The organism is Peptostreptococcus anaerobius VPI 4330 = DSM 2949 (assembly GCF_000381525.1).
Taxonomy (GTDB): Bacteria; Bacillota; Clostridia; order Peptostreptococcales; family Peptostreptococcaceae; genus Peptostreptococcus; species Peptostreptococcus anaerobius.
Window position 1 is genome coordinate 1 of record NZ_KB906632.1, and the last position, 26,040, is coordinate 26,040.

Below are 26,040 nucleotides of genomic sequence, written 5' to 3' on the forward strand. Positions count from 1 at the left end.
ACTACTATGGCTTCTGCTGACTTCTCACAGTTCGTTGTTACTAGGTTTTCCCTCTGTGAGACCTCACGGGATAAGTCGTCAGTCTTTCCTCGTCTACCTGCCTAATTTACTTACATAAGTTACGTTTGCCTTTTGGACTTCGTGACTTTGGGCCCACTCATCCTTTATGTAAGCCTTTATATTAGGTTTCTGTACGTCAGGCTACGATTTTGCTATTGCTTCTTCTCGCCATCACCTCACGGTGATAACCTTGCAAGTTGCTATGAGGTTCGTCGGCAACTACGCCCTACGTGGACTTTCACCACAGACTGACGGCATGCCCGTCATACCCAAAATACCCCTTTGACTGATTTTCCAGTAAAGGGGTATTTATCAAAAAAGCCTGCTGTTTTGAGGCTTTTTATTATTTGTTTTTGTGTTTTTTCATTTTCTATTTTTTTCTGTGAATTCGCTTAAATTTTCTATAATAATATTAAAGAAAATATTAAAATACACTAAGTTTACTCTGCTTCTGGCTTGTTCTTACAAACCTGACATTTTCCATAGAACTTTAGGTCATGGTTTTGAACTACAAATCCATACTTTTCTTCTACCTGAGATTCTATAGCATCTAGTAAGTCTTCTCTAACCTCTATAATAGCACCACAATCATTACAGATTAGGTGGTGGTGGTGGTGAGCATCTTCACCTTCAATATTTATTTCATATCTAATACAACCATCATCCAAGTTCAACTTTGATATACCATTTATTTCATCTAGTAACTGCATAGTTCTATAAACTGTTGCTAGACCTATTTCTGGGCAATTTACCCTTACCTTATCATATATTTCTTCACTGCTAAGGTGTGATTTTTCATTCTGTATTAAAACTTCAATTATAGCTCTTCTTTGTGGTGTTATTTTAAAGCCAGTTGCTTTAAGTTTTTCTTTGAGTATCTCCATTGTGTTTTCCATTTATTTACCTCCTAACTTTCAATTGATAATGTTATTAATTAATATATTATAGTAAATACAGATATATGTCAATACATTTTTTAAAACCCCTTGGCAATGATTCCAAGGGGTCTTATAATAATTATTAATTTTTTCTTATTATAGTTAAATATATGAATGTATTAATTTTGTTTGAAAATATATTTCAAGTAGGTATATACTTGTTATACCAAAAAATTATTCTCATAAACAACTGAAAATATTAAATATTTCTTTCATGTTTTTACTATATATATTTAGAACTTTTTAAAATCTAGATAATTCTGGAGTATAAGTACTGCAGCCAGCTTATCTATAACTTTTTTTCTGTTTTTTCTACTTACATCTCCACTGATCAACATTTTTTCAGCAGATACAGTTGTAAGTCTTTCATCCCAAAATTCTACCTCAAGTTTAGTCTCTTCTTTGATTAGTTCACAAAACTTCATTACCTTTTCAGCTTGTGGGCCTACAGTTCCATTCATATTCTTAGGTAGGCCAGACACTATTAGGTTTACATTCTGTTCCTTTATGATATCTTTTATAGCCTCTATATCCTTTTTCTTGCTCTCTCTCTTTATAGTTGTAATACCCTGAGCTGTCATACCCATCAGGTCACTTACAGCAACTCCAATAGTATTATCACCTATATCAAGACCCATTATTCTTCCAGTTAGCATATTTTCTCCTTATTTACATTTTCTATACTCATCTTTTCATTTATCATTATTATAATAATTGGTATCAGTAAGTATATCGAATCAGTAGCTGATGATATTATTCCTGAGTCATTCACAAAAAGTGTAACTATACATCCAACCATTATAGATAGGTAGCCCTTATAAATAAGAGGATACTTTGCCTTCATAGCCGCAAAGTTCTTATTTGGCCTGAATATTATAAGGGCAAGTATAGCAAGACCAGCTAGTAAAATATTGACCCAAACTGTAGTCTGAGCAAGTTTTACATTCATCTCTATCTTTCTAGCAAATACATTTACTATTTCCATAGGTCCGTTGGCAAGTATCTGGTTGACGAAATTGCCTAGGTGGGACCCAAGACCAAGGGCGATATCTGCTATAGCAAAGGCTACAACAAGACCTCCAGTAGCCAATAATATCATAAGGGCCTTTTTAAAGTCTATCTTGATATCGTATATCAACAGAATAAATACTATATAGGCTACACACTCTGATATAGCTCCACCGACATTGGCCCCCATAGCTGGATATGCTGATGTAAATAGGACTAGCAGTAAAAATGGTACAACCATCCATCTTTTGATAGACTTGTGCTCCAAAAGTATAGCAAAGCCAATAATTGCACTACCTATTGTGACACCTTCATATTCGTTACCTATACCGTAATATCTAGCCCCTATCATAGGATCATAACTCATGATATTACTCTCCATAAGCGGTGTATAAAGGGCTGAATCAACCACAATAATAGCTATCATGGCACTTGCGAATAGGCATATCTGCTTCATATCGTCATTCTTGAACAAGACCCTACCAGCCAAATAATATACTATGGTTGCAGCTATTATGGAAAGAGCAACTCCAGGTTCTGTCCTGGCCTGCAATATAGGTGCTGTCAAAAATGCAAGTGGCATTATTAGACCAAGCTTGACAAATTCCTTTAGAACATTTAAGACCTTACCCCTATGCTTCTGAGGTATCTTTTCCTTCTTCCATAGGGCTAGGGCACATATAATCCAAGATGCCACTATTATAGTTACGTAGATGTTTATTATAGACATTCTTATTGAAGATATGGCTATAATCTTCTTGTAGTCTTTTTGTAGGTATTCAAAAGAATTTTCCATAGGGACTGACTTGATTACCCTACCATTCATAAATTTGTTCTTTAGTCCAAACCTATTTAGTATATCAACACCAAGGTCTATATTGGCTATTACTCCCTTACGCCTAGTTGTCGATGTCTCCAAAAGACCTGAACCTTTTTCAGACTTGTCTATCCTGATAACTGGTGCCAGTCTCCTGTTGTTCTTGTAGTCTAGCCTACTTGGGAATGACCCTATTATATATATAGTATCATTGTCACCAGCCATCTTTAGAGTACTTGCTATGTACTTGTTGGCCTCTGAGTATACCATTCTTTTCATCTTAGCATAGGTATTCTTATTTAAGTTTTCCTTGTATTCATCAAGTCTAAATGTATCCCCTAGCTCAACAAAAAGTAGGTCAGATGACTCATAAAGCCTCTTTGTTTCTTCTCTTAATTTCTTGTAGTCAGTTCCTATTCCATAAGGGAAGTTGGTTTTTTTCTTGTTTATCCCATCAAGGACACCATCATGTATCCTACCCCTACTGTCCATAACAGCAAGGCAAAAATCCCTATTCTTGACAAACTGACCCGTAGAGTCATAGTAGTCACTATTACCTAAGACACCTATCTTTTTGCCATTTGAAGATAGGGTCTGACCCAAGTATCCTATACTAGACTTGTACTCTCCCTTATTTTGATTGTAAAAATCAATAAAATTGATATTATCTAGGTTGATGTTTAGGGCCTTTGTTCCAGTAGCAGCTTGGTAGATCTTTTTCTGGTCTTCTGTAGATTTTTCAAAACTGATCCTTGTCTCAGGCAGTATATTTACCCTACCTGTAGAGCCAATACTAGCATAGTTTCTCCTATCATCATATCCCTTGTCTCCCCTAATATTCATCTGACCTATAAAGGCAGACTTGTCAATTAGGCCACTTATACTCTTAAACCTAGACATATTGTCCATGTTGACCCTATTCATATCTATCACTATAACCTTGCCCTTGTTTTTGGCTGTATTGTTGTCAGCGCTTGGATCAACCTCTCCCTTTTCTATAGGCATCTCAGTAGCAAGTTCCATCTTATCGGATTTGACCTGACTGGCAAGTGCAGGTGTCGCAAAAGTCACCAATAGAATCAGGGTGAGCATAAGTGATGAAATCTTCTTAATCATTCCTTATTACTCCTCAACATTCAAATATTTTTTAATAATTTCTTCTAGTATCTCATCTCTTTCAAAAGACTTAATAGCAGCCCTTGCATTATTGTAGCTAGTGATATAGCTAGAATCTCCAGATAGCAGGTATCCTATTATCTGATTTACAGGATTGTAGCCCTTTTCTATCAAAGAATCATAAACATAATTGATAGTTTCTGCAACATCCATTTTTTCATCGGACAAGCCCTCAAATTTCATTGTGTATCCTAAATTTTTATCCATAAAAATCCCTCCTAATGAATTATTATTTTTAATTGTTCTTGTAATTATGGCTATTAAAATCACTCACCCACTGTAATTGTATGCCACTTACAATGATTTTACCTTAAATAATAAATTTTAGCAAGTTTATAGGCAAAATATGAAGACAATAAACCTACACCAATTCCACCCAATACGTCGGTTGGATAGTGAACGTATAAATATAGTCTAGAAAAGGCTATTAGACTTGCAAATACAAGGCAAATAACAAATAGTATATCAATAATTTTAGAAAGTCTAGCATCTCCCATCAAGAACTTGTCATTTGATCCCTCAAGTCTTTTAGTTTTTGAAAAAAACAGGGCAAAGACTATTGTAAAACTTGCCGATGTGTGACCAGATGGAAAAGAATAATCCCTTGGACTTGAAATCAATAATTTTATCAGTTTATTAACGTCAAAGGGCCTCACCCTAGCTACAAGTGGTTTTAGGATCAAATTTGCTATGATAAAATTTATAATCAATGCTAGTACAAGATAAATCCCCAATTTTCTAGTCTTAGGTATAGCAAGTAAAACAAGACTAATAACAAGCCATATAAGACCCATATCTCCAAGTCTAGTCATAAGAACCATTAAGGTATCAGCAATTGGCGACCTGTAATTTTGTATAAAATTAAGGATAGATATTTCTACTCCCATCTACTACCTCTCTTTCAAACCTTATATCTTAATTTAGCCCCTGGATTCCAGGGGCTAAACTCTATAAAACAATATCCTAAATATTTAACTATCCTATTTAATCTGTCCTTCAACTATTTCCTTAGCAGCAGCAAGGGCTTCATCAAGCTTAGAAATATCACTAGCACCGGCCTGGGCCATGTTAGGTCTACCTCCACCCTTTCCTCCTGCTATCTTGGCTACCTCTCTTACTATATTACCAGCATGGGCACCCTTGTCTATTGCTTCCTTGCTAGCTGTAGCAACTATATTTATCTTACCATCTGTTACGTTGGCAAGGACAACTACACCAGACTCTAGCTTGTCTCTTAGCTGGTCTGCAGCCTGTCTTAGGGTATCCATATCCATTCCTTCATACCTGTTAGTTATAAGGTTTACACCCTTGATCTCTATCTTAGAATCAAGTACAGAGTCAGCATTTTCCATAGACATCTTAGCCTTTATCGCCTGTAACTCTTTTTCAAGAGCCTTGTTTTCTTCTACTATTGTCTTAGCTCTTTCAAATAGGTTGTCTTCCCTAGTCTTTAGGACGTCTACAACACTTGCAACTAACCTATCTGTATCCTTTATTGACTGGTATACACTACGTCCTGTGATAGCCTCAATTCTTCTAACACCAGCAGCTACACCTGATTCAGATACTATCTTAAATAGACCTACCTGGGCTGTGTTGTCAAGGTGAGTACCACCACATAATTCTATAGAGCAGTCTCCCATTGTAACAACCCTTACATTTTCTCCGTATTTTTCACCAAATAGGGCTGTAGCACCCATTTCCTTAGCAGCATTTATATTCATCACCTCTGCTGTTATAGGCATTGATTCAAGTACAAAGTCATTTACCATCTCTTCTATTTCTAGTAATTGGTCCTTAGTTATAGACTCAAAATGAGTAAAGTCAAATCTCAACCTGTCTGGAGCAACCAATGAACCAGCCTGGTTTACATGCTCACCAAGTACAGTCTTTAGGGCCTTGTGTAATAAGTGAGTTGCAGAGTGGTTTCTAGCAGCATCCATTCTTAGCTCCTTATTTACACTTGTAGCTACCAAATCGCCTAGCTTTAGTGATCCACTTACAAGTCTACCTATATGCTTGATTGATGAGTTGGCACCCTTGATAGTATCTACAACTTCAAATACACCTATATCAGACTCTATAGTACCCTTGTCACCTACCTGACCACCACCGTTTGGATAGAAAGTAGTTGTATCAAGTATTAATTCAGCCTCACATCCCTCTTCGATTGAGTCAACAAGTTCATTGTCAGCAACTATAGCCTTTACTTTTGAATCCATCTTCAAGTTCTTGTATCCATCAAATTCAGAAGATGCATCCTCTAATCTTGTAAGAGGGTCTTCCTTCCAAGCATCTCCCTCTCTATTACCTCTGGCAGCTCTAGCCCTGTCCTTCTGAGCCTGCATTTCAGCTTCAAAACCTTCTTCATCAACTGTCATGCCCTCATCTTCAAGGATTTCCATTGTAAGGTCTAGTGGGAATCCGTATGTATCATATAGCTTAAATGCCATCTCACCAGATATCTGAGTCTTGCCTGCATCCTTAGTCTCTTCTGTATAAGACTTTAGTATTTCAAGACCCTGGTGTAAGGCTTCAGCAAACTTTTCTTCTTCTATACCTATTACCTTCTTGATGTAGGCTTCCTTTTCAACTAGTTCAGGATAAGCCTCACCACTAGTCTTGATTACAACATCTACAAGGTCATTTAGGAATCCACCCTCTATACCTAGTAGCTTACCATGTCTTGCAGCCCTTCTAAGAAGTCTTCTAAGTACATAACCCCTACCTTCGTTTGATGGAAGTATACCATCAGCTACCATGAATGATACTGACCTGATATGGTCTGTTATTATCCTTATAGACTTGTCGTTTTTAGGATCATTTCCATAAGTCTTACCTGCTATCTTACATACATTCTGTAGGACTTCCTGAATTGTATCAACCTCAAATATAGTATCTACATCCTGCATTACACAAGCCATTCTCTCAAGACCCATACCTGTATCTATGTTCTTGTTTTCAAGATCTCCATAGCTACCATCTTCCTGTCTATCAAACTGAGTAAATACTAGGTTCCAGAATTCAAGGAACCTGTCACAGTCACAACCTGGCTTACAATCTTCACAACCACAGCCATACTTTTCACCCTTGTCAAAGTATATTTCTGAACATGGTCCACAAGGTCCAAGACCTATCTCCCAGAAGTTGTCATCCTTACCTAGTCTAACTATTCTCTCCTCAGGGAAGCCTATCATATTCTTCCATAGGTCGTATGCTTCGTCATCACTTTCGTATACAGTCACCCATAGTTTTTCTTCAGGTAACTTTAGCCACTGAGTTATAAACTCCCATGCCCAAGTTATAGCATCCTTCTTGAAGTAGTCACCAAATGAGAAGTTACCCATCATCTCAAAGAAAGTAGCGTGTCTAGCTGTTACACCAACATTTTCTATATCACCTGTTCTGATACACTTTTGAACTGTAGACATCCTCTCCTTTGGTGGTGTTTCTACACCTGAAAAATAATTCTTTAAAGGCGCCATACCTGAGTTAATTAGTAGAAGCGACTTGTCGTTGCTAGGAACTAGCGAATGTGACTTGGCAATATAATGTCCCTTGCTTCTAAAAAACTCAGTAAAGTTTTTCCTTATCTCATTTAAACCCATTTTTTCCATATATAATTCCTCCATATCAATTAAGATACTCTCTAGCAAACCAGTTAACAAAGATAAATACATAAAAGCCTATTAACAAGAGTCAACTATAGAGCAATAATAAAAAAGCCCGCTCCTGCATATGCAGGGGCGAGCAAATATTCGCGGTACCACCCTGATTCATCCTTAGACGGACATCTCAATGCTTTAACGCAGCAATACGTTTTGGTATACTTAGTTTCCACCAAAAGACTCAAAGACTGCTTCGAAAAACCTATCTAGGACACTTCCACCATCTGCCCCTCTCTATTAGAATCAGAATAATCTACTACTTCTCTTCATCGTCATTTAATATATAAATATATTAACTCATTTTCTACCATTAATCAAGCCTTTTTACAATCTTATTGATATAAGTTAACATGTGGAGCGTAGAAATTATCACTCGTGATAATTTCTACTACCATTCTATAATTCCACCACCAACTAGGCAGTCTCCATCATAGAATACAACGCTCTGACCTCTTGTTATAGCCCTTTGAGCCTGATCAAATACAACTCTTATCCTATTGTCGCCTAGGTATGTGACACTTGCCTTCGATAGGCTTGATGAATACCTGATCTTGGCATCAAACTTCCTAGTCCCATCCAGTGTCTCTATATCAAACGGTATGAAGTTGGCATCCTTGGCTACTAGCTCAGTCTTGAATAAGTCTTCGTTATCTCCTAAGACTATAGTGTTGTCCTTGGCATTTATATCAATAACATATGTAGGCTTGCCAAAGGTCATACCCAATCCCTTTCTCTGACCTATAGTATATGATATTATACCCTTGTGGTCACCCAGCTTATTGCCGTCCTTGTCAACAAATATTCCTTCATTGACCCGTATATTAGTCTTTTCCTTCAAAAATCTTTCATAGTTATTATCAGGTATAAAACAGATATCCTGGCTATCAGGCTTGTTATAGACCTTTAGGCCTATCTCTTTTGCCATCTCTCTTATCTGGTCCTTGTTGTACTTGCCTATTGGGAAGAGAATCTTTGATAACTTCTCCTGAGATAGGTTGTACATTACATAGGTCTGGTCCTTGTTTGAATTGGATGCCTTTTTAAGTTCATATATGCCCTTTTCTTCGTTATACTCAATCAGTGCATAGTGGCCAGTAGCAATATAATCGCATCCTAGCTCCTCTGCCTTTTTGAATAGGTCACCAAATTTTATATTTTTATTACAGAATACACATGGGTTTGGGGTGTGTCCAGCCTCATATTCCTTAATAAAATTCTCAATTACCTTACCCTTGAACTCTTTTTGTAGGTCTATTACATGGAAAGGAATATCCAATTTTTCACAGACAGATATAGCATCTTCCACGTCCTTTTCATCTGGTCTATCCCATAGCTTCATGTTGACACCTACAACATCATATCCTTCTTTCTTAAGTAGGTAGGCAGCAACTGAACTGTCTACTCCACCACTCATACCCAACAATACTTTCTTCTTAGTCAAAATATCCTCCATGTCTTTTAAAATTACCTATACTGACTATTTTCAATCATGTCATAGCCATTTAATACCCTTGATCAATTATAATATTTTTAACAATATTCTCTGATCAATTTTCCCTCTCGTCAATTAATTACCCAACGATAAATTTATTATCCATTTTCGTCATAAAAAAAGAGCACTGGGCTCTAATTTTATCACTATATCTTGTTCATTATACCAGTGATGTCGTCATCCCTATAGTTAAAGTTCGACTCATAATCATCCACCATATCTTGAAGAGATATAGCCATTGTTACTTGTTCTATACTGTCTTTTATTTTCGCCCATACATACTTTGTAGCACATGAATTGAAGTTTTCACAGGCATCCTTGTCTAGCAAGCAATCAGTAAATGCCATATCGCCCTCTAAAACCTTTAGAATATCTGCTACAGTGATTTCTTTAGGATCCTTGGATAGCATATAACCACCCTGGGCACCTCTTACGCTTTTTACCAATTTGGCTTTTTTTAGACTTGAAAATATCTGTTCCAAATACTGGTCAGATATATTTTGTTGCTTGGCTATATGCTTTAGGGATACTGGTTCACCTGTCTTTGAAAGAGCCAGCTCAAACATAGCCTTTAGTCCATATTTACCTTTTGTTGACAATTTCATAAATATCACCTCTCCTCGAATCAATTCCTAGTATTCTAGTATGAATTGATCCTAAGACCATATTATTATAATAAATTGGTCTTGTCAATGCTTTATTTTTTAAGACTATCTCTTAATATATCCATATATGACCTAATGCCTTTTTCAAACTTATTGTCCTGTGGATCGTAGTAGCACCTGCCCAATAGGTTGTCAGGTAGGTAATCTTGGTCTATATAGTGGTTGGGATAATTATGGGGATATAAGTAGTCTCTACCATGACCCAACTTTTTGGCCCCTGAATAGTGAGAGTCCTTTAGGTGGTCAGGTATATCGTCACTTACCTTATCATCTATATCAGAAAGGGCCGAATTAATTGCAAGGTAGGCTGAGTTGGACTTTGGAGACGTTGCCAGCAGTATAACAGCTTGGGCAAGAGGTATCCTGGCCTCAGGAAAGCCTAGTTGCATAGCAGAATCGACACAGGCCTTGGTAATTGCTATAGCATTGGGATATGCTAGTCCCACATCCTCAGAGGCGATTACAAGTAGCCTTCTGCATATAGATATTAGGTCTCCTCCCTTTACCAACCTTGCTAGGTAGTATACAGCTGCATCAGGGTCCGAACCCCTTATAGACTTTTGAAAGGCTGAAAGTAGGTTGTAGTGAACATCTCCATCCATATCAAAATTATAAGCAGTCGCTAAATTCAAGGAATCTAAGACACTAGGGTCGATTACAATATTTGAATCACTATCAAGAATTGCATTATTGATGGCTAGTTCAAGTACGTTTATAGCAGACCTCATATCTCCACCTGATGCAGAGGCTATGACCTTTAAACAATCATCATCACATTTGAGATGAGATATATTATTTCCATTGTAGGTATTTACAATTCTCCTAAGTCCTACAACTATATCACCCCGACTAATAGGCTTGAACTCTATCACCACACTACGGCTTAATATGGCCTTGTAGACATAGTGGTAGGGATTTTCAGTTGTACTAGCTATAAGGGTTATATCTCCCTTTTCAATAAACTCTAGTATCGACTGTTGTTGTTTCTTGTTAAAACTTTGGATCTCGTCTATATACAGGAGTATTCCATTTGAATTATCTAGCTTCCCAATCTGGCCAATGACTTTTTTTATATCCTCGAGCGACGAATTTGATGCATTAATCTTGTAAAAAGACTTGTCTGCACTACTAGCTAGTATCTCCGCTACTGTAGTCTTTCCTATTCCTGGACCACCAAAAAAAATCATGTTGGGATAGTAATTTTTTTCTAACATATTATTGAATAACTTTCCCTTGCCTACAATATGGGACTGGCCTACTATATCTTCAATCTTTTTAGGCCTATATTTATCAGCTAACGGCATCACAATCCTCCTTTCAATATAAAAAGGGTCAGCCTAGCATACCTTTAGTGGTTGCCAGCATACCGACCCTTAAACAATCTAATATTTATCAATAACTATGACCACCGGTTACTAACCTCTGTGGTTCTTTAATTCTTCCAAAAGCTTGTCATTAAGTATTCTTATATGTGTACCCTTCATACCAAGTGATCTTGACTCTATTACACCAGCACTTTCAAATTTTCTAAGGGCATTTACAATTACAGAACGAGTTATACCAACCTTGTCAGCTATCTTACTTGCAACAAGAAGTCCCTCATTTCCATTTAATTCTTCAAATATATGCTCAATTGCTTCAAGTTCAGAATAAGAAAGTGTTCCTATAGCCATCTGTACTACAGCCTTCTTTCTCATGTTTTCTTCCATCTCTTCACTGATAGCTCTTAGTATCTCCATACCTATTACAGTAGCTGAATACTCTGCCATAACTAGATCATCATCAGTAAAAGGTTCGTCATACCTAGACAGTACCAATGTTCCTAGTCTCTCACCACTTCCCATAATTGGAACTAATGTAGTGTATTTGTTAAGTCTATCATGTTCAAATGGGAATATCTTAAGAATTTCCTCTTTAGACATATTTTCCTTTGTTTCGTAGACCATCAACACATTTTCAGCATATTCCTTAGGGAACATATTCGTATTTTCCTCATCTACCTGTACAGAACTATCTTCAGGTGTTATCAGATAATAACCCAACACCTTTCCTCTATTTCTTACAACATATACATTTGAGTTCAAGACATTTCCTAACGCACTTGACAACTGATCAAAAGACACAGATGTTCCAGCAGTTGACTGAAGCGTCTTATTTATTCTTCTTGTGTTTTCTAATAAACTACTTGCCATACTCCTTTTCCTCCTAATATATTTATATTATTCTACAGTACCTAAATATTTAGAATCCCAATTATCTATAAAGATATACCTATCATTATAAATCCATTCAATGAAATATTAACACAATTCAAGTCAATTTTCAAGATTTTTTTACAATCTTTTAAATTTTCGTAATTTTGTACAAAATACATAATTGCGAACTGTCTGTATTAGGAAACTAAGGTCCAGCTATGGTCCCTATATATTACTTGTTTGTCGTACATTCCTTATTAGAGCAGACAGATGTCGTTTCCTTTTTTGTGACCTTCTCAATCATATGTGAACCACATACCTTACATATTTCACCTGTAGGCTTCTTCCACTCTACAAAATCGCAGTCTGGATAATTGGAGCATCCATAGAAGACTCTACCATTTTTTGTCTTTCGAACAATGATATCGCCATCACCACATTTAGGACATTTTACGCCGATTTTTTCAAGTATCGGTCTTGTAGTCTTACATTCAGGATAGTTCTTGCACGCCATAAATTTACCAAACCTACCATGCTTTATAACCATGTTGGCACCGCAGTTCTCGCATATCTCGTCTGTCTCTATATCCATATTAATTTTTTCTATATTTTCTATTGCTTCCTTGATTGATTCCCTAAGTGGGGCATATGATTCGGCAACTACATCCTTCCAAACCACTCCACCATCTGCTATCTCATCTAGTCTATCCTCCATCTTGGCTGTAAACTCTACATCAGTAAGCATCTTAAAATTATCTTCCAATATATCTGTTACAATTACACCCAACTCTGTAGGCTTAATTGATTGACCTTCCTTCTCGACATATCCCCTGTTTAGGATTGTACCTATAGTTGGAGCATATGTAGATGGTCTTCCTATGCCTAGGTCTTCAAGTGTCCTAACAAGAGATGCTTCGGTAAATCTTGCTGGTGGCTTTGTAAAGTGCTGGTTTGGATCTATATCTTCTATCTTTAATAGGTCTCCTACATTCAACTGAGGAAGTATCTTATCCTCCCTATCAGTGAAGTTGTATACTCTTGTATACCCATCAAAAATCTGCTTTGATCCAGTCGCCCTAAACCTATAACCAGCTATATCAGCTTCAATTGATAGGGATTCATATACAGCATCTTCCATCTGACTGGCTATAAACCTTCTCCAAATTAGGTCATACAATTTATATTGGTCTTTTGAAAGAGACTCTTTTATAGAATCTGGTGTTCTCGTAGTAAGTGTAGGTCTGATGGCTTCATGGGCATCCTGAGAATTTTTCTTTGAATTTGTTTTTCCCTTGCCACCTAAGTAGTATTTTTCCCCATATTCATCTAGTATAAACAACTTTGCAGCATTTTTTGCCTCATCAGACAACCTCTGTGAGTCAGTTCTTATGTATGATATAAGACCAACTGCACCTTCGCCAGCTACATTTACACCTTCGTATAGTTCTTGGGCTATCTTCATTGCCTTCTTTGTTGTAAATCCAAGCCTATTAACTGCTTCCTGCTGAAGCTGAGATGTAGTGAATGGCTTTACTGCACTTCTCTTTCTAACCTTTGTATCTATGTTTATTATTTTTATCATTTGTGACTCTATGGCACTTATGATATTGTCTACTGTTTCCTTGTCATTAAGGTCTAGCTTTTCATTTTCATTTCCATAAAAACTAAATTCAACCATAGTTCCATCTATGTTGCATACTAGGACTAGAGTCCAATATTCTTCTGGTACAAAGGCCTCTATCTCCTTTTCCCTATCGCATATGAGCTTTGTTGTTACTGACTGAACTCTACCAGCAGAAAGACCACGTCTTACCTTTTGCCATAGTATAGGACTTATCTGATATCCCAAGAGTCTATCAAGAACTCTTCTCGCCTGCTGTGCATCAACAAGATCATGGTTGATTTTTCTCGGCATTTTTATTGATTTTTTTATAGTATCTTTTGTTATTTCGTTGAACTCTATCCTACACGCACTATCATTGTCTATCCCCAAAATATAAGATAGATGCCATGATATAGCCTCACCTTCTCTATCGGGGTCAGTTGCAAGATATACTTTTGAAGCCTTTTTTGCTTCCTTCTTTAGGTCTTTTATAACATCACCCTTGCCCCTGATATTTATGTATTCAGGTTCAAAGTTGTTTTCAATGTCCACTCCTAGTCTACTCTTAGGCAGGTCACGAACATGCCCTACTGATGCCTTTACTGTATAGTGGCTTTTTCCTAAAAACTTTTCTATTGTCTTGGCCTTTGCAGGAGACTCAACTATTACTAAAGCCTTTGGCACTAGGCACACCTCCATCTTTTAATATATGTTAGGTGAAAAGATTGCACAATAACTCAATTGTTATCAGTTAATGCATATACATTATTACCCAGTTCAACGACTTGACCAATAAGATACAACTTATTGAGTATAGATATAATAGTTGCTACATCATAACCTGTCATGTCCTGAATATGATCCAAATCCATAGCCCCATTAAGCCTTAAAAGATCTATTATAGGGCCTTCTTTGTTTGAATTTAAATCTATCTTTACACCATCAGTCACTATATTATCACAAACACAACAAGTTTTACTAGTATTTTTATATTTTTTACCAATATTTTTTTCATTTTCTTCAATTTTCTGCATATTGGGGTCCACTTTTTTATTTAATTTGCCACCTGCTATACTATCAGATAGGCCAGGAAAATCAACAAGTATATCTTCTGAATCACATATAGGTTTTGCTCCATCTATGATCAACTTGTTACAACCCTGACTCAGACTAGAAAATATACTACCGGGCACAGAATATACATTCCTTCCCTCCTGTAGGGCTGTCTCAACTGTAATCATTGTACCGCTCTTTTTTTGAGCCTCACACACCAATACCCCTTTGGACATACCGCTGATTATACGGTTCCTATATGCAAAATTGGATGGCCTAGTAACAGAATCATAATTGTACTCTGATAGTATGAGACCACCCTTTTCTAGGATTTCATCCCTAAGCTTACGGTTCTTTTTGGGATATACTTGATCAATTGGAGTACCCAAGACCGCAACAGTAGGTGTCCCCATCTCCATACAGTATATATGGGCGTAGGAATCAACTCCAGTAGCCATTCCACTTACAATTATTATCCCTTTTGAGGCAAGACCACTCACAATCTTTTTGGTTGCAGCCTTGCCATAGTCACTTGCCTTTCTAGAGCCTACAACAGCCATCAGATCTGCATCCCTTAGAATCTCAATATCGCCTAGGTAGAAAAGTATATAGGGTGGATCATAGACTTGCCTCAGGTCTGCTGGATACAGGTCATCATCTATAGTTACAAAACCAATATTTCTCCTATTCATTTGCCCTATAGCTTCCCTCATGTAGTCTTTAGAATAAGGCCTTGACTGGTACTTTGTCCTTGTCTTTTTTTCTATATATGGAGACTTTATTATACTATCTATTATCTTTAGGTTTTGACTGGTATTTTTATTCAACAAGGATATATCTCCTTTATCATCCAAATTAATTTGACCACTTTCCATCAAATAGTCCCTCAATTTCTTCATCTCTACACATCCTATACCTAGGGCTAGCTTGGACCATAGGTAAAAATTTCTATCCATAACAACCTCCAGTATCTTATACGAACAATATCTTCCTTATTTTATACGAACAATATCTTCCTTATTTTATACGAACAATGTCTTTATTATTTTATGCGAACAATATGCACCTATACTCTTAGACTTTACATATCAATAATCACAGAAGTACTTGTAGTAGGCCTTTCTATATGAAAACGCCTCTAGTATATGATCTTCTTTTATAGTATGGCTCTCGTCCAAGTCAGCTATGGTCCTGGCAATCTTAATTAATTTCATATAAGACCTATTGCTGAGCTTGTATTTGTTATATACCAACTGCAGTATATTCTCTGCTGACTTGTCCATCTGACAATAAACCCTGATATCCTCTGGCTTCATCTGCGAGTTTGTGTTGATATTCAAGTCCTTGAACCTATCAGCCTGTATATCCCTAGCTCTGTTTATGTCATCTATATAGTCAGACGATGTCTTATTATCACTTGAATTTCCAGATATGTCACTGTAATCAGCCTCAACTATCTCACAATAAAGGTCTATTCTGTCTAGTATAGGTCCAGATATTTTTGACCTATATCTATCAATTTCATACTGTCTGCAGCTACAAGGTCTGGAACTGGATAGGTAACCACAAGGGCAGGGATTCATGGTAGCCAATAACAAAAACTCAGCAGGATACCTGATTGACCTGTTTAGCCTTGATATATTTATAAACCCATCCTCAATAGGTTGTCTTAGGCACTCTATTATAGGTTTGGGAAACTCAGCCATCTCGTCCAAAAACAATATACCCTTATGAGATAGGCTGATCTCACCTAGGGATGAATTAGCCCCACCCCCTATCATGGCAATTTTGGTAGTTGTATGGTGGGGTTGCCTAAAGGGTCTAGTAGATATAAGTCCTCTCTTAGTGTCCAACTTACCCGCTGCACTATATATCTTGCTCACTTCGAGACTTTCATTGTCGGACATTTTGGGTAGCATATTTTTCATGGCCTTTGCCAGCATTGTCTTACCGGTACCGGGTGGACCTACCATAAGCATATTATGGTTGCCAGCTAGACTAATAAGAGCACACCTCTTAGCCAACTTGTTTCCCCTTATATCATAAAAATCTTCATCAAAGAGTTTCTTACCATCAGATGTATATCTAAAGGACCTATCCGACTGATTAAAATCCTCAGACTCAGTCACTATCTTACTTACAAGCTTATCAATATGAGATTTTCTGTCTTTTTCCTTCATATTAATAATCCCGATTGCCTCCTTTACAGACGAAATAGGAACAATATCTATACCATCTATAGCAGAACACTCCATGTAGTTATCAGCTGGAACAAAAATCCTTTTTATCTTACTTCCTAGCATAGATAGGGCTATGGCAATTATCCCCCTCATTGGCTTGATATTGGCATCAAGAGACAACTCTCCCAAGAACAGACTTTCCTCAAGAAAACTGTCCGACACTTTTAACTTGCCCCTCATAATCCCCATCAGAATGGCCAGGTCTAAATATGCCCCATCCTTTTTCAAGTCTGCAGGAGATAAATTTACAACAATTCTTTTTAAGGGAAAATCATATCCAGAATTTGTGATAGCAGACCTAACCCTCTCTTTAGACTCCTTGACCTCAGTACCAGCTAAACCAACTATAGAAAAACATGGCATTCCCTTACCTATATCTATCTCAACATCTATGATTCTTCCCTCAATACCCAGTATCATACCTGCCTTTACCTTATTAATCATTTTATGCCTCCAAAATAATAGCTTTAATATATTTATAAACTTTTATCATATATTTATTATTTGATCTACATGGTGTCATACAAGTACCTTTAATTTTTGCTATAAGCTACTTGTATTTATATTCATAACTAAATATCATATATTTTTATTCATAACTAAGTATCATAAGCGTTTTTTATATGCAGTATTTTTCTAGACTTATAGTAGACTTCAAATACGTCAAATCTTATATTCATATCGTAAAAATTATTCTTTACCATAAAGTTTTTGGCTGTATTTACAATCCTTATCTTTTTATTTATATCTACTGCCTGGCAGGGTCTACCAAAGTATAGACTATTTCTTGTCTTGACCTCACCAAATACAAGGTAGTCCCCATCAGAGAATATAATATCTATCTCTCCCCTAGCTGTCCTATAGTTCCTATCCAAAACTTCATATCCATTTTTTTCTAGATAGTAGGCAACAGCATCCTCTCCAAGCCTACCTATTTCATAATTATTCATAAGTAAATAATCAACTCCTAAACATCAATGCCTATTTTATACTTCCTATTGTCTTTATAGGCATAAAAAATTAAAAGTTAACCTGTATTTTAAAATCTGTCCTTAAATCATTTAAGACCAATACTAAAGCTGAATTTGCATAAAAAAAGACTAGAGAAAATCATGCTTCTCTAGTCTAAACTTAACTAATATTTACTACTTATGTCTGTCTCTTGGCAATATCTCTATCCAATATCCGTCTGGATCTGTTATAAAATATATACCCATAGACTCATTGACAAATACTACTACACCCATATCCTGGTGCTTCTTAAATGTCTCTTCATAGTTATCTGTATTAAGGGCAAGGTGGAACTCACATTCGCCCAAATTGTATGGTTCTGTCCTATCTCTTAGCCAAGTAAGCTCAAGCTGAAAATCAGTTTCTCCATCTCCTAAATAGACCAATTTAAAACTACCATCGCTGGCTACTTTTTCCCTAACTGGCTTAAGTCCTAGGGCCTTGTCATAAAAGTCCAAACTCTTTTCAAGGTCTAGAACATTGAAGTTAAAGTGTTCAAATCTCATATATTACCTCCTAGTGTAATGATACTATCTACCGTATATAACTCTAGAATCTATTGACTCTAAGTTTTTACACCCAGTCAGTATCATTGATCCTTCTAATTCAGATTTTAGTCTGTCTATATACATTTCTACCCCTTCTACTTCACCGCCAAACGATGCAGTAACAAAAGGTCTTCCTATTAGACAGGCATCTGCTCCTAGGGCTATCATCTTGAGTACATCTACACCTGTTCTAATACCACCATCTACAAATACCTTTATCTTCTTATTTACAACCTTGGCTATATCTTCTAAGACATCTGCAGTTCCCGGTGTATAGTCTTGTACCCTACCACCATGGTTAGATACGACGATACCATATACGCCTGCTTCAACAGCCTTTTCTGCTTCATCTGGTGTCATAATACCCTTAAGTATAAATGGAAGCTCAGTTGACTGAACAAGTTCCTTTATTTCATCGACAGTCTTGGCCTTTACTGGTTTACCATGTAGGCTAAGTGTAACAAGTCCACAGGCATCTATATCCACACCTACAGCAACCGCACCAACTTTTTCTGCCTCTCTTATCTTCTTTATAACATTATCATTTTCCCATGGCTTTATGAATACTATTCCCTCGCCGCCATTGTTGTCAAGTACCTCGAGGTTATCCAACAAGAACTGGTCTATAGCTGTATCACCTACCATAGCAAGAGTTCCCTTGTTTTTACAACCCTCGACTACTGGTACGATATACTCTTTTTCTGTTACTAGTCCACCCATATTTAAGCTTGTTCCAGTGATAGGAGCTGCCATTACAGGTAGAGATAGCTTTCTACCAAATAATTCTAGGCTAGTATCTACCTTGTCTACATCATGAATGACCCTCATGTTCAGCTTGATCTTGTCTATGGCCTTGACATTCTCTATAAAGGTACTTCCTGTACCCTTGCCACCCATGCCTGGTACTTCACCTCTACACGCAACCCCATCGCATACACGACAGACACGACATGTTCCATTAAATTTCCTTCTAGCTTCTTTTAGCATATCTTGATAATCCATTTCATATACCCCATTTCATGATTAATATATATAATAAATTTTACATTTTATTAACGAAAATACATTACTCCCTAAAGTTTATTTACTAGTAGAGTACCTTTTATAAGTGACTATATTTATTAAATAGTATAGTACCTTTTATAAATGACTCTATTTATTAAATAGTATCCCTAAAGTTTTTAAGGAAGCTCTCCCTATGTATAGGACATTTTCCCTTGGCCCTGATACCGTCATAGTGTTCATTAGTACCATAGCCCTTGTTGGAAGAGAAATTGTAGCCCGGATACTCCTTGTCATAGTCATACATCATCCTATCCCTTGTCACCTTAGCTACAATGCTGGCTGCCCCTATTGAGATAGACTTTGAGTCACCCTTTATAATAGGAACCTGATGTATATCCACTCCTGGTATCCTAACAGCATCATTGAGCAGACAATCAGGTCTATATTTAAGCTTGTCAATAGCCCTTCTCATAGCTATATAGGTAGCATTTAGTATGTTATGCTCGTCAATCTCACTAGGACTAGCCATGCCTATACCATAATCAAGGGCCTGGTCAAGTATAAGGTCATACAATTCTTCCCTCTTCTTCTCAGGTATCTTCTTGGAGTCGTTGATGCCCCTTATTTTGGTACCCTTTTTTAATATTACAACAGCTGCTACTACAGGACCTGCTAGAGGACCCCTACCAACCTCGTCTATACCTGCAACCAATTGATAACCAGCTAAGTATGCATCGTTTTCATATTGGCTGATCAAGTCTAGTCTTTGGTCTTCCTGCCTTAGTTTTTCAATCTTTTTTTCAAGTCTGACGCACAAGGTCTTAGTTGACTTTCTAGTGTCTTTGGAAAACATCTTTATAAAGTCATTGTAGTCTCTTTCATCTAAAGTGTCAAACAAATGCCTTATATCCTTTGACTTCATAGATGATATTTTATCTATATCATAAAATTCCATTTTTATCTCCTTTGATGATTAGCTATTAAATCCCCGATAATGATTATATCTTGATTTTTCAATAAAATTTCTTTATTATTTCAGAAAAAATCCCCTGATATATTTATTATAACAGGGAATTTAATACTTATGCAAATCAAAAATTATTACTTATTTATCAAGGTAATCTACAAGCTTTACAAACTCTCCGTTTCTCTTATAAATCCTATCAACCCTCCTATTTATATTACACCATACCTCATGGACTATAGTTGAACATTCTCTAGCCACGTCCTCAACTGTAACATACTCTTCACCAAACAATAGGACTTCATCACCTATCTTAACATCTAGACCATCAGGCAATCTGACCATTGTCTGGTCCATACATATATTGCCAGTAACAGGACATTTTTGTCCATTTATATATACATAAGCTCCCTTTCTTCCTCTCAAGAACCCATCCGCATAACCTATAGTTATAGTGGCTATTCTCTCAGTTTTACTAGTAAAATAATTTCTGCCATAACCAACAGACACACCTTCTCCTAGCTCTTTGATATTTGCAACCCTACACTTAAAGGACATAACTGGCTTGATGGCTACATTTTTCTCAACTTCATCAGATGGATAGACCCCGTACTGGATGACACCCGGTCTAACCATATTGAAATCCTCATCATCATTCAGGATTGCTGCACTGTTTGAGCAGTGAATTAGCTCTATCTTAATGCCTTCTTCTTCAAGGCTATCTACTACAGACTTAAACCTTGCCAACTGAATATTTTTAAATTCTGGGTTGGCTTCATCTGCATTTGCAAAATGGGTAAACATACCCTCCAACCTTATATTTTCCAATTGACTTATCTTTTTTATTTCGCCAACTACATAGTCAAGCCTTCCTTCAACCACATATCCTATCCTAGACATACCAGTATCAAGCTTGATATGAAGTCTAGCTACCTTGCCCATACTCTTGGCTATTTCGTTAATCTTAGATGCAACATTATAGTCAAATATAGTCATCGAAAGGTCTCTTTCTACCATATACTCATATTCATCTTCCAAGGTTACCCCTAGATTTAGTATAGGAGATTTAACTCCAGCATCTCTCAATTCCTTGGCTTCTTTGGCTCTAGAAACAGCAAAAAAATCAGCCCCAATAGATTCATAGAACTTGGCAAGTTCTACAGCTCCATGACCGTATCCATCCGCCTTTATCACCATACACATCTTTGCAGAATCCGGTACCCTCTTTCTAAGTTCATTGTAGTTGAACTCAAGATTATCTAGGTTAACCTCAACCCAAGCGACCTTTTTATCAATATTTATCATAATATTACCCCCATAAATCCTATATGATTTTAAGTAGATTATAGGATTCTAAGGGTCAAAAGTCAACTATTTTTCAGAATTTTTTAAAAAAACTGCCACTTTATTAAATAAAATGGCAGTTGATATATCTTTGGTATAGGCTTATTTATGCTAGATATCCCTAGGAGACTCTAGGCATATCCTACCTATCTTACCTTCTCTAAACTCATTCAATACAGTTGTAGCTATCCTTGTATAGTCAAGCTCATTTTTTGATATGATAAATCCTCTTTTTCTACCTATGGCTTCCATAGTGTCTATAGGCAGGTCACATATTGAGTCTAGCTTGTACCTTTTTATCAAGTCATTTGGAGCAATCTCCATTAGACGTTCTATCAACCTAAGACCAAGAGTTTCAATATCTAGTATTTCATCTTTTATAGCCCTTGTAAATGCTAGGTTTAAGGCTACCCTCTGATCGTCAAATTTAGGCCATAGGATACCCGGAGTATCTAGCAATTCCATATTGCCCCTTACCTTGACCCACTGTTTGCCCTTGGTAACGCCCGGTCTATCCCCTGTCTGAGTAGACTTTCTACCAGAAAGCTTGTTGATCAGAGATGACTTGCCTACATTAGGTACACCAACTATCATCAACCTTATTGGTCTCTGGTTTCTTCCCTTTTCAGCAAGTTTTTCCATCATATCAGCTGTCACTTCCCTACATTCACTGACCAACTTATCTACACCCTTACCAGTCATGGCATTAATTGTAATAGCCTTAACACCCTCAGATGAAAAATAAGAAATCCACTTGTCTAGGTCTTCTTTTTTGCACATATCAGCCTTGTTAAGAAGTATAATCCTAGGCTTGTCACCCACTAGTCTATCTATATCAGGGTTCTTGCTAGAAAGAGGGATTCTTGCATCCAACAACTCAACAACTATATCTACAAGCTTGAGATTGTTCTGTACCAGCTCCCTAGTCTTTTTCATATGGCCTGGATACCAATTTATATTCATATTGTCACTTTTTAAATACTCTTCATTATAGCTCATAATGTCACTCCTTTCGCAACATACTAGTCTAATTTATTTAGACTTACCAATAAACATAAAAAGGATGCCTAAAAAGACATCCTACTTTACATTATTCTAAGAATCCTAAGACTAAGCTCTTTTACCTCTAGCTTCCTTAATCTTAGCAGCCTTACCTGTTCTACCTCTTAGGTAAGTTATCTTAGCTCTTCTTACCTTACCGAATCTAGTAACTTCGATCTTTTCAATCTTTGGAGAGTTAACTGGGAAAGTTCTTTCAACACCAACACCGAAAGATATTTTTCTAACTGTGAAAGTTTCTCTAGCTCCTCCACCCTGTCTCTTAATTACTACACCTTCGAATACCTGGATTCTTTCTCTCTTACCTTCGATAATTCTAACGTGTACTCTTACTGTATCCCCGGCACCAAAATTAGGGATGTCGCTCTTAAGCTGTTCGGCTTCTATAGCCTTGATTAATTCGTTCATTTCTTCCTCCTGATTCATAGACGTACATAAATACCTTGCCTTAGTAAAAGAGGTACGCCCGTACTTTAACTACTTAATTATACCCTTATAAGTCGAATATGTCAACTATTTTTATAAACTACATTAAAACGTATTATCTTAACTTAAAACCATACTTACATTACTACTAGTATAACATTTATATTACTACTAGTATAACATTTTCCAATCATCTTTACCACTGTTGAAATATCAACATTTTTTAAATAAGTCAATCAATTTCCCTCTTTACATTTATAAATATTAGTGTATAATTATAGTATCTATCAATTTATTTAGACCTACATAATGAGATTAAACAAATGTCATTATATATCTTAAATATGTTGAAATTAATTTTTTAGAAAGAGGTGTAGATCATGGGAATTTACGAAGAACTATTAGCCCGTGGCTTGGTAGCCCAGGTTACAGACGAAGAAGAGATCAGAGAATTAGTCAATACAGGTAAGGCCAAGTTCTATCTAGGCTTTGACCCTACTGCTGATTCACTTCACGTTGGTCACTTTATGGCTCTTTGTTTAATGAGAAGATTACAGATGGCCGGTAACACTCCAGTAGTACTAGTTGGTGGTGGTACAGGTTATATAGGCGACCCATCAGGCCGTACAGACATGAGACAGATGATGACACCTGAAACAATTCAACACAACTGCGACTGCTTCAAAGTTCAGATGTCAAAGTTCATTGAATTTGGCGAAGGTAAGGGTATCATGGTAAACAATGCAGATTGGCTATTGCAGCTAAACTACATCGATATGCTAAGGGAAGTTGGACCACACTTCTCAGTAAACAATATGCTAAGAGCTGAATGCTATAAGAATAGGATGGAAAAAGGACTTTCTTTCCTAGAATTCAACTATATGGTAATGCAATCATACGATTTTTATCACTTATATAAAGAACTTGGCTGTAATATGCAGCTAGGTGGAGACGATCAGTGGTCTAACCTACTTGGCGGTACAGACCTAATCAGAAGAAAGACTGGTGCAAATGCATTTGCAATGACTATACCACTACTTACTAAGGCAGATGGTACTAAAATGGGTAAAACTGCAGGTGGAGCTGTATGGCTTGACCCTAACAAGACTAGCCCATTTGACTTCTACCAGTACTGGAGAAATGTTGATGATGCAGATGTTGTCAACTTTATCAAGAAGCTTACATTCCTTTCACTTGAAGAAATCAAGCCTATGGAGTCTTGGGAAGGTGCCAAGCTAAATGAAGCAAAAGAACTACTAGCATACGAAATGACTAGCCTAGTTCACTCTAAAGAAGAAGCAGACAAGGCACAGGAAGCATCAAGAGCACTATTTAGAGGTGGTGTTGACTCAGCAAATATGCCAACAACTGAATTGGATTCATCAAAGCTAGTTGATGGTTCGATTGCCCTAGATGAGTTGATGATCGAGATAGGACTTGCTCCTACTAAGAGTGAAGTTAGAAGACTTGTACAGCAGGGCGGTGTCAGCGTAAACGACTCTGTAGCTGATGATTGCAAGATGGCTATCACAGAAGCAGACCTTAGAGATGGCGTAACTATCAAAAAGGGTAAGAAAAAGTTCCACAAGGCTATAATTAAATAGATTATATGTAAAAAATAAGGAGATCAGAAACTTACAATAACAAGTTTTGATCTCCTTTTTAAAATTCATATTCAAGCTAATCTTTTACTAGCCAGTATCCATTTTTGTTAGAACCTACTCTTTCTAAATAATCGTTGTCTCTAAGATATTTTATGTGTTTCTGTACAGCAGTCCTTGTAACACCAAGTATAGCTGAGAGTTGTTTTTGAGTTATGTTAGGGTTATTTCTCATTTCATATAAAATCCTTATTCTTTTATCACTTAGCCCTTTGCTATCAATATATTTACCATTTTTCCTAGCATCAGTTTTCCTGATTTTACTTTCACTCACTTCAGTTTTATCTATCCAATTAAAAGGTATATTTACTACAATAGAATTTTCTCTAAAATCAAATACATCTTTACCATATACGCTAATAACCTTTGGAACACCTCTACCGGAACGTTCACTTATGTGCAATTGTAAAAATATATCTGATAGTTTCTGATTTATTGATAACTTTATTGACAACTTAATTAATAAAGTTACGATAAAATTTTTAATTAGTTCTCTATAAGCATAACTTGTCTATATATTTTCATATAATTTAACAAAGCTGTTTCTCTCTAATTCCAAGTATTATAGCATATATAACTTTAAAAAACAACTATCTATATTATTCTTTTAATATTTAGTTCACTACCTATTTTAATGATAACCTTTTTGATAACCTTTTTGATAACCTTTTTGATAACCTTTTTGATAACCGAATATAGGATCTGTTCACTGCCTTTTTAGTCCTATTTTAACTTGGAATATAGAAACCACAATATCACCAAATACCACCTTCTAATCGAGTAGGGAGGACTTTCTCCTCCCTCTCACACCACCGTACGTGCCGTTCGGCATACGGCGGTTCAATTCATGTAATAATCTAAACAACTAATGAGTCCTCGCTTTGCGAGGATTTCTTTTGTTATCTTGCGAAGTCCGGCTGTTTTTGCTACCGCCTGATAATGGTCTGCAAATCCTACGGATTGTCTTGCCATCCATTCGGGTACGCCAAGTTTCTTTAACCCCCACATCCTTTTCTCACTGGTTTTCCACTGTTTCCAGATGACTATTCTCATACGGTTTCGAAGATGTTCGTCTATTTTTGTCATATTTTTCTTCATTTTACCTAT

23 protein-coding genes and 1 other annotated feature are annotated in these 26,040 nt (G+C 36.6%); of the genes, 1 reads left to right on the forward strand and 22 read right to left on the reverse strand.

Annotated features, from left to right (window positions below):
- Positions 1-500: 500 nt before the first annotated feature.
- From F823_RS0107895 to rplS, 20 genes are all read right to left on the reverse strand, one after another.
- Complete coding sequence (locus tag F823_RS0107895) at positions 501-956, reverse strand: Fur family transcriptional regulator (protein WP_002844106.1); 456 nt, start codon at positions 954-956, stop codon at positions 501-503.
- A gap of 275 nt (positions 957-1,231) precedes the next feature.
- On the reverse strand, positions 1,232-1,654 hold the full coding sequence (gene ruvX, locus F823_RS0107900) for a Holliday junction resolvase RuvX (protein WP_002846264.1): 423 nt from the start codon (positions 1,652-1,654) through the stop codon (positions 1,232-1,234).
- Complete coding sequence (locus F823_RS0107905) at positions 1,648-3,939, reverse strand: hypothetical protein (RefSeq protein WP_019595576.1); 2,292 nt, start codon at positions 3,937-3,939, stop codon at positions 1,648-1,650. Before F823_RS0107905 ends, ruvX begins: the two co-directional genes overlap by 7 nt.
- A 6-nt stretch (positions 3,940-3,945) precedes the next feature.
- Complete coding sequence (locus F823_RS0107910) at positions 3,946-4,206, reverse strand: IreB family regulatory phosphoprotein (protein ID WP_002844039.1); 261 nt, start codon at positions 4,204-4,206, stop codon at positions 3,946-3,948.
- Positions 4,207-4,304: 98 nt separating this feature from the next.
- Entirely contained in the window at positions 4,305-4,886 is a 582-nt protein-coding gene (locus F823_RS0107915; protein WP_002844113.1) for a phosphatase PAP2 family protein, read from the reverse strand.
- A 93-nt stretch (positions 4,887-4,979) separates the two neighbouring features.
- The gene (gene alaS, locus F823_RS0107920) at positions 4,980-7,616 is read right to left on the reverse strand and encodes an alanine--tRNA ligase (RefSeq protein WP_019595577.1); all 2,637 of its coding nucleotides are present in this window, start codon (positions 7,614-7,616) and stop codon (positions 4,980-4,982) included.
- 122 nt (positions 7,617-7,738) lie between these two features.
- Positions 7,739-7,946, reverse strand: a binding site (T-box leader).
- A 109-nt stretch (positions 7,947-8,055) separates the two neighbouring features.
- Positions 8,056-9,120, reverse strand: coding sequence for a tRNA 2-thiouridine(34) synthase MnmA (gene mnmA / locus F823_RS0107925; RefSeq protein WP_002846268.1), 1,065 nt, complete (start codon positions 9,118-9,120; stop codon positions 8,056-8,058).
- Between the two features lie 185 nt (positions 9,121-9,305).
- A complete protein-coding gene (locus F823_RS0107930; RefSeq protein WP_002844070.1) occupies positions 9,306-9,764 on the reverse strand; it encodes an RrF2 family transcriptional regulator in 459 nt (152 codons plus the stop codon).
- A 92-nt stretch (positions 9,765-9,856) separates the two neighbouring features.
- Positions 9,857-11,128, reverse strand: a complete 1,272-nt coding sequence (locus tag F823_RS0107935; protein WP_002846269.1) for a replication-associated recombination protein A — start codon at positions 11,126-11,128, stop codon at positions 9,857-9,859.
- A gap of 111 nt (positions 11,129-11,239) precedes the next feature.
- On the reverse strand, positions 11,240-12,016 hold the full coding sequence (gene codY / locus F823_RS0107940) for a GTP-sensing pleiotropic transcriptional regulator CodY (protein ID WP_002844056.1): 777 nt from the start codon (positions 12,014-12,016) through the stop codon (positions 11,240-11,242).
- Between the two features lie 235 nt (positions 12,017-12,251).
- A complete protein-coding gene (topA, locus tag F823_RS0107945; RefSeq protein WP_019595578.1) occupies positions 12,252-14,306 on the reverse strand; it encodes a type I DNA topoisomerase in 2,055 nt (684 codons plus the stop codon).
- Positions 14,307-14,359: 53 nt separating this feature from the next.
- Positions 14,360-15,631 (reverse strand): DNA-processing protein DprA, encoded by a 1,272-nt coding sequence (gene dprA, locus F823_RS0107950; protein WP_002846277.1) that lies wholly within the window; start codon positions 15,629-15,631, stop codon positions 14,360-14,362.
- A gap of 132 nt (positions 15,632-15,763) precedes the next feature.
- Complete coding sequence (locus F823_RS0107955; RefSeq protein WP_002846278.1) at positions 15,764-17,359, reverse strand: YifB family Mg chelatase-like AAA ATPase; 1,596 nt, start codon at positions 17,357-17,359, stop codon at positions 15,764-15,766.
- Positions 17,360-17,514: 155 nt separating this feature from the next.
- The gene (locus F823_RS0107960; protein ID WP_002844080.1) at positions 17,515-17,865 is read right to left on the reverse strand and encodes a YraN family protein; all 351 of its coding nucleotides are present in this window, start codon (positions 17,863-17,865) and stop codon (positions 17,515-17,517) included.
- A gap of 195 nt (positions 17,866-18,060) precedes the next feature.
- Positions 18,061-18,432 carry a VOC family protein gene (locus tag F823_RS0107965; RefSeq protein WP_002846279.1) on the reverse strand — a complete coding sequence of 124 codons (372 nt, stop codon included), beginning with the start codon at positions 18,430-18,432 and terminating at the stop codon, positions 18,061-18,063.
- Between the two features lie 24 nt (positions 18,433-18,456).
- A complete protein-coding gene (locus F823_RS0107970) occupies positions 18,457-19,476 on the reverse strand; it encodes an alpha-hydroxy-acid oxidizing protein (protein WP_002846280.1) in 1,020 nt (339 codons plus the stop codon).
- Positions 19,477-19,633: 157 nt separating this feature from the next.
- Positions 19,634-20,434 carry a ribonuclease HII gene (locus F823_RS0107975; protein ID WP_002846281.1) on the reverse strand — a complete coding sequence of 267 codons (801 nt, stop codon included), beginning with the start codon at positions 20,432-20,434 and terminating at the stop codon, positions 19,634-19,636.
- A gap of 150 nt (positions 20,435-20,584) precedes the next feature.
- A complete protein-coding gene (alr, locus tag F823_RS0107980) occupies positions 20,585-21,748 on the reverse strand; it encodes an alanine racemase (protein ID WP_002846282.1) in 1,164 nt (387 codons plus the stop codon).
- Positions 21,749-21,898: 150 nt separating this feature from the next.
- Entirely contained in the window at positions 21,899-22,786 is an 888-nt protein-coding gene (ylqF, locus tag F823_RS0107985) for a ribosome biogenesis GTPase YlqF (protein WP_002844079.1), read from the reverse strand.
- 111 nt (positions 22,787-22,897) lie between these two features.
- Positions 22,898-23,254: a 50S ribosomal protein L19 gene (gene rplS, locus F823_RS0107990; RefSeq protein ID WP_002844108.1), complete on the reverse strand. Its 357-nt coding sequence runs from the start codon at positions 23,252-23,254 to the stop codon at positions 22,898-22,900.
- Positions 23,255-23,652: 398 nt separating this feature from the next.
- Here rplS and tyrS point away from each other — a divergent pair, with 398 nt between their 5' ends.
- A complete protein-coding gene (gene tyrS / locus F823_RS0107995) occupies positions 23,653-24,876 on the forward strand; it encodes a tyrosine--tRNA ligase (protein ID WP_002846285.1) in 1,224 nt (407 codons plus the stop codon).
- Between the two features lie 76 nt (positions 24,877-24,952).
- Here the strand turns inward: tyrS and F823_RS0108000 are convergent, their stop codons facing one another.
- Both F823_RS0108000 and F823_RS0108005 read right to left on the reverse strand, forming a co-directional pair.
- Positions 24,953-25,336, reverse strand: a complete 384-nt coding sequence (locus F823_RS0108000) for a MarR family transcriptional regulator (RefSeq protein ID WP_019595579.1) — start codon at positions 25,334-25,336, stop codon at positions 24,953-24,955.
- A 437-nt stretch (positions 25,337-25,773) separates the two neighbouring features.
- The coding region (locus F823_RS0108005; protein ID WP_019595474.1) for a hypothetical protein at positions 25,774-26,040 on the reverse strand (267 nt) is incomplete at its 5' end.

Bases quoted from the DNA above. Each gene is read 5' to 3' on its own strand.
- F823_RS0107895 (WP_002844106.1), bottom strand. From the start codon at position 956: ATGGAAAACACAATGGAGATACTCAAAGAAAAACTTAAAGCAACTGGC.
- ruvX (WP_002846264.1), bottom strand. From the start codon at position 1,654: ATGCTAACTGGAAGAATAATGGGTCTTGATATAGGTGATAATACTATT.
- F823_RS0107905 (WP_019595576.1), bottom strand. From the start codon at position 3,939: ATGATTAAGAAGATTTCATCACTTATGCTCACCCTGATTCTATTGGTG.
- F823_RS0107910 (WP_002844039.1), bottom strand. From the start codon at position 4,206: ATGGATAAAAATTTAGGATACACAATGAAATTTGAGGGCTTGTCCGAT.
- F823_RS0107915 (WP_002844113.1), bottom strand. From the start codon at position 4,886: ATGGGAGTAGAAATATCTATCCTTAATTTTATACAAAATTACAGGTCG.
- alaS (WP_019595577.1), bottom strand. From the start codon at position 7,616: ATGGAAAAAATGGGTTTAAATGAGATAAGGAAAAACTTTACTGAGTTT.
- mnmA (WP_002846268.1), bottom strand. From the start codon at position 9,120: ATGGAGGATATTTTGACTAAGAAGAAAGTATTGTTGGGTATGAGTGGT.
- F823_RS0107930 (WP_002844070.1), bottom strand. From the start codon at position 9,764: ATGAAATTGTCAACAAAAGGTAAATATGGACTAAAGGCTATGTTTGAG.
- F823_RS0107935 (WP_002846269.1), bottom strand. From the start codon at position 11,128: ATGCCGTTAGCTGATAAATATAGGCCTAAAAAGATTGAAGATATAGTA.
- codY (WP_002844056.1), bottom strand. From the start codon at position 12,016: ATGGCAAGTAGTTTATTAGAAAACACAAGAAGAATAAATAAGACGCTT.
- dprA (WP_002846277.1), bottom strand. From the start codon at position 15,631: ATGGATAGAAATTTTTACCTATGGTCCAAGCTAGCCCTAGGTATAGGA.
- F823_RS0107955 (WP_002846278.1), bottom strand. From the start codon at position 17,359: ATGATTAATAAGGTAAAGGCAGGTATGATACTGGGTATTGAGGGAAGA.
- F823_RS0107960 (WP_002844080.1), bottom strand. From the start codon at position 17,865: ATGAATAATTATGAAATAGGTAGGCTTGGAGAGGATGCTGTTGCCTAC.
- F823_RS0107965 (WP_002846279.1), bottom strand. From the start codon at position 18,432: ATGAGATTTGAACACTTTAACTTCAATGTTCTAGACCTTGAAAAGAGT.
- F823_RS0107970 (WP_002846280.1), bottom strand. From the start codon at position 19,476: ATGGATTATCAAGATATGCTAAAAGAAGCTAGAAGGAAATTTAATGGA.
- F823_RS0107975 (WP_002846281.1), bottom strand. From the start codon at position 20,434: ATGGAATTTTATGATATAGATAAAATATCATCTATGAAGTCAAAGGAT.
- alr (WP_002846282.1), bottom strand. From the start codon at position 21,748: ATGATAAATATTGATAAAAAGGTCGCTTGGGTTGAGGTTAACCTAGAT.
- ylqF (WP_002844079.1), bottom strand. From the start codon at position 22,786: ATGAGCTATAATGAAGAGTATTTAAAAAGTGACAATATGAATATAAAT.
- rplS (WP_002844108.1), bottom strand. From the start codon at position 23,254: ATGAACGAATTAATCAAGGCTATAGAAGCCGAACAGCTTAAGAGCGAC.
- tyrS (WP_002846285.1), top strand. From the start codon at position 23,653: ATGGGAATTTACGAAGAACTATTAGCCCGTGGCTTGGTAGCCCAGGTT.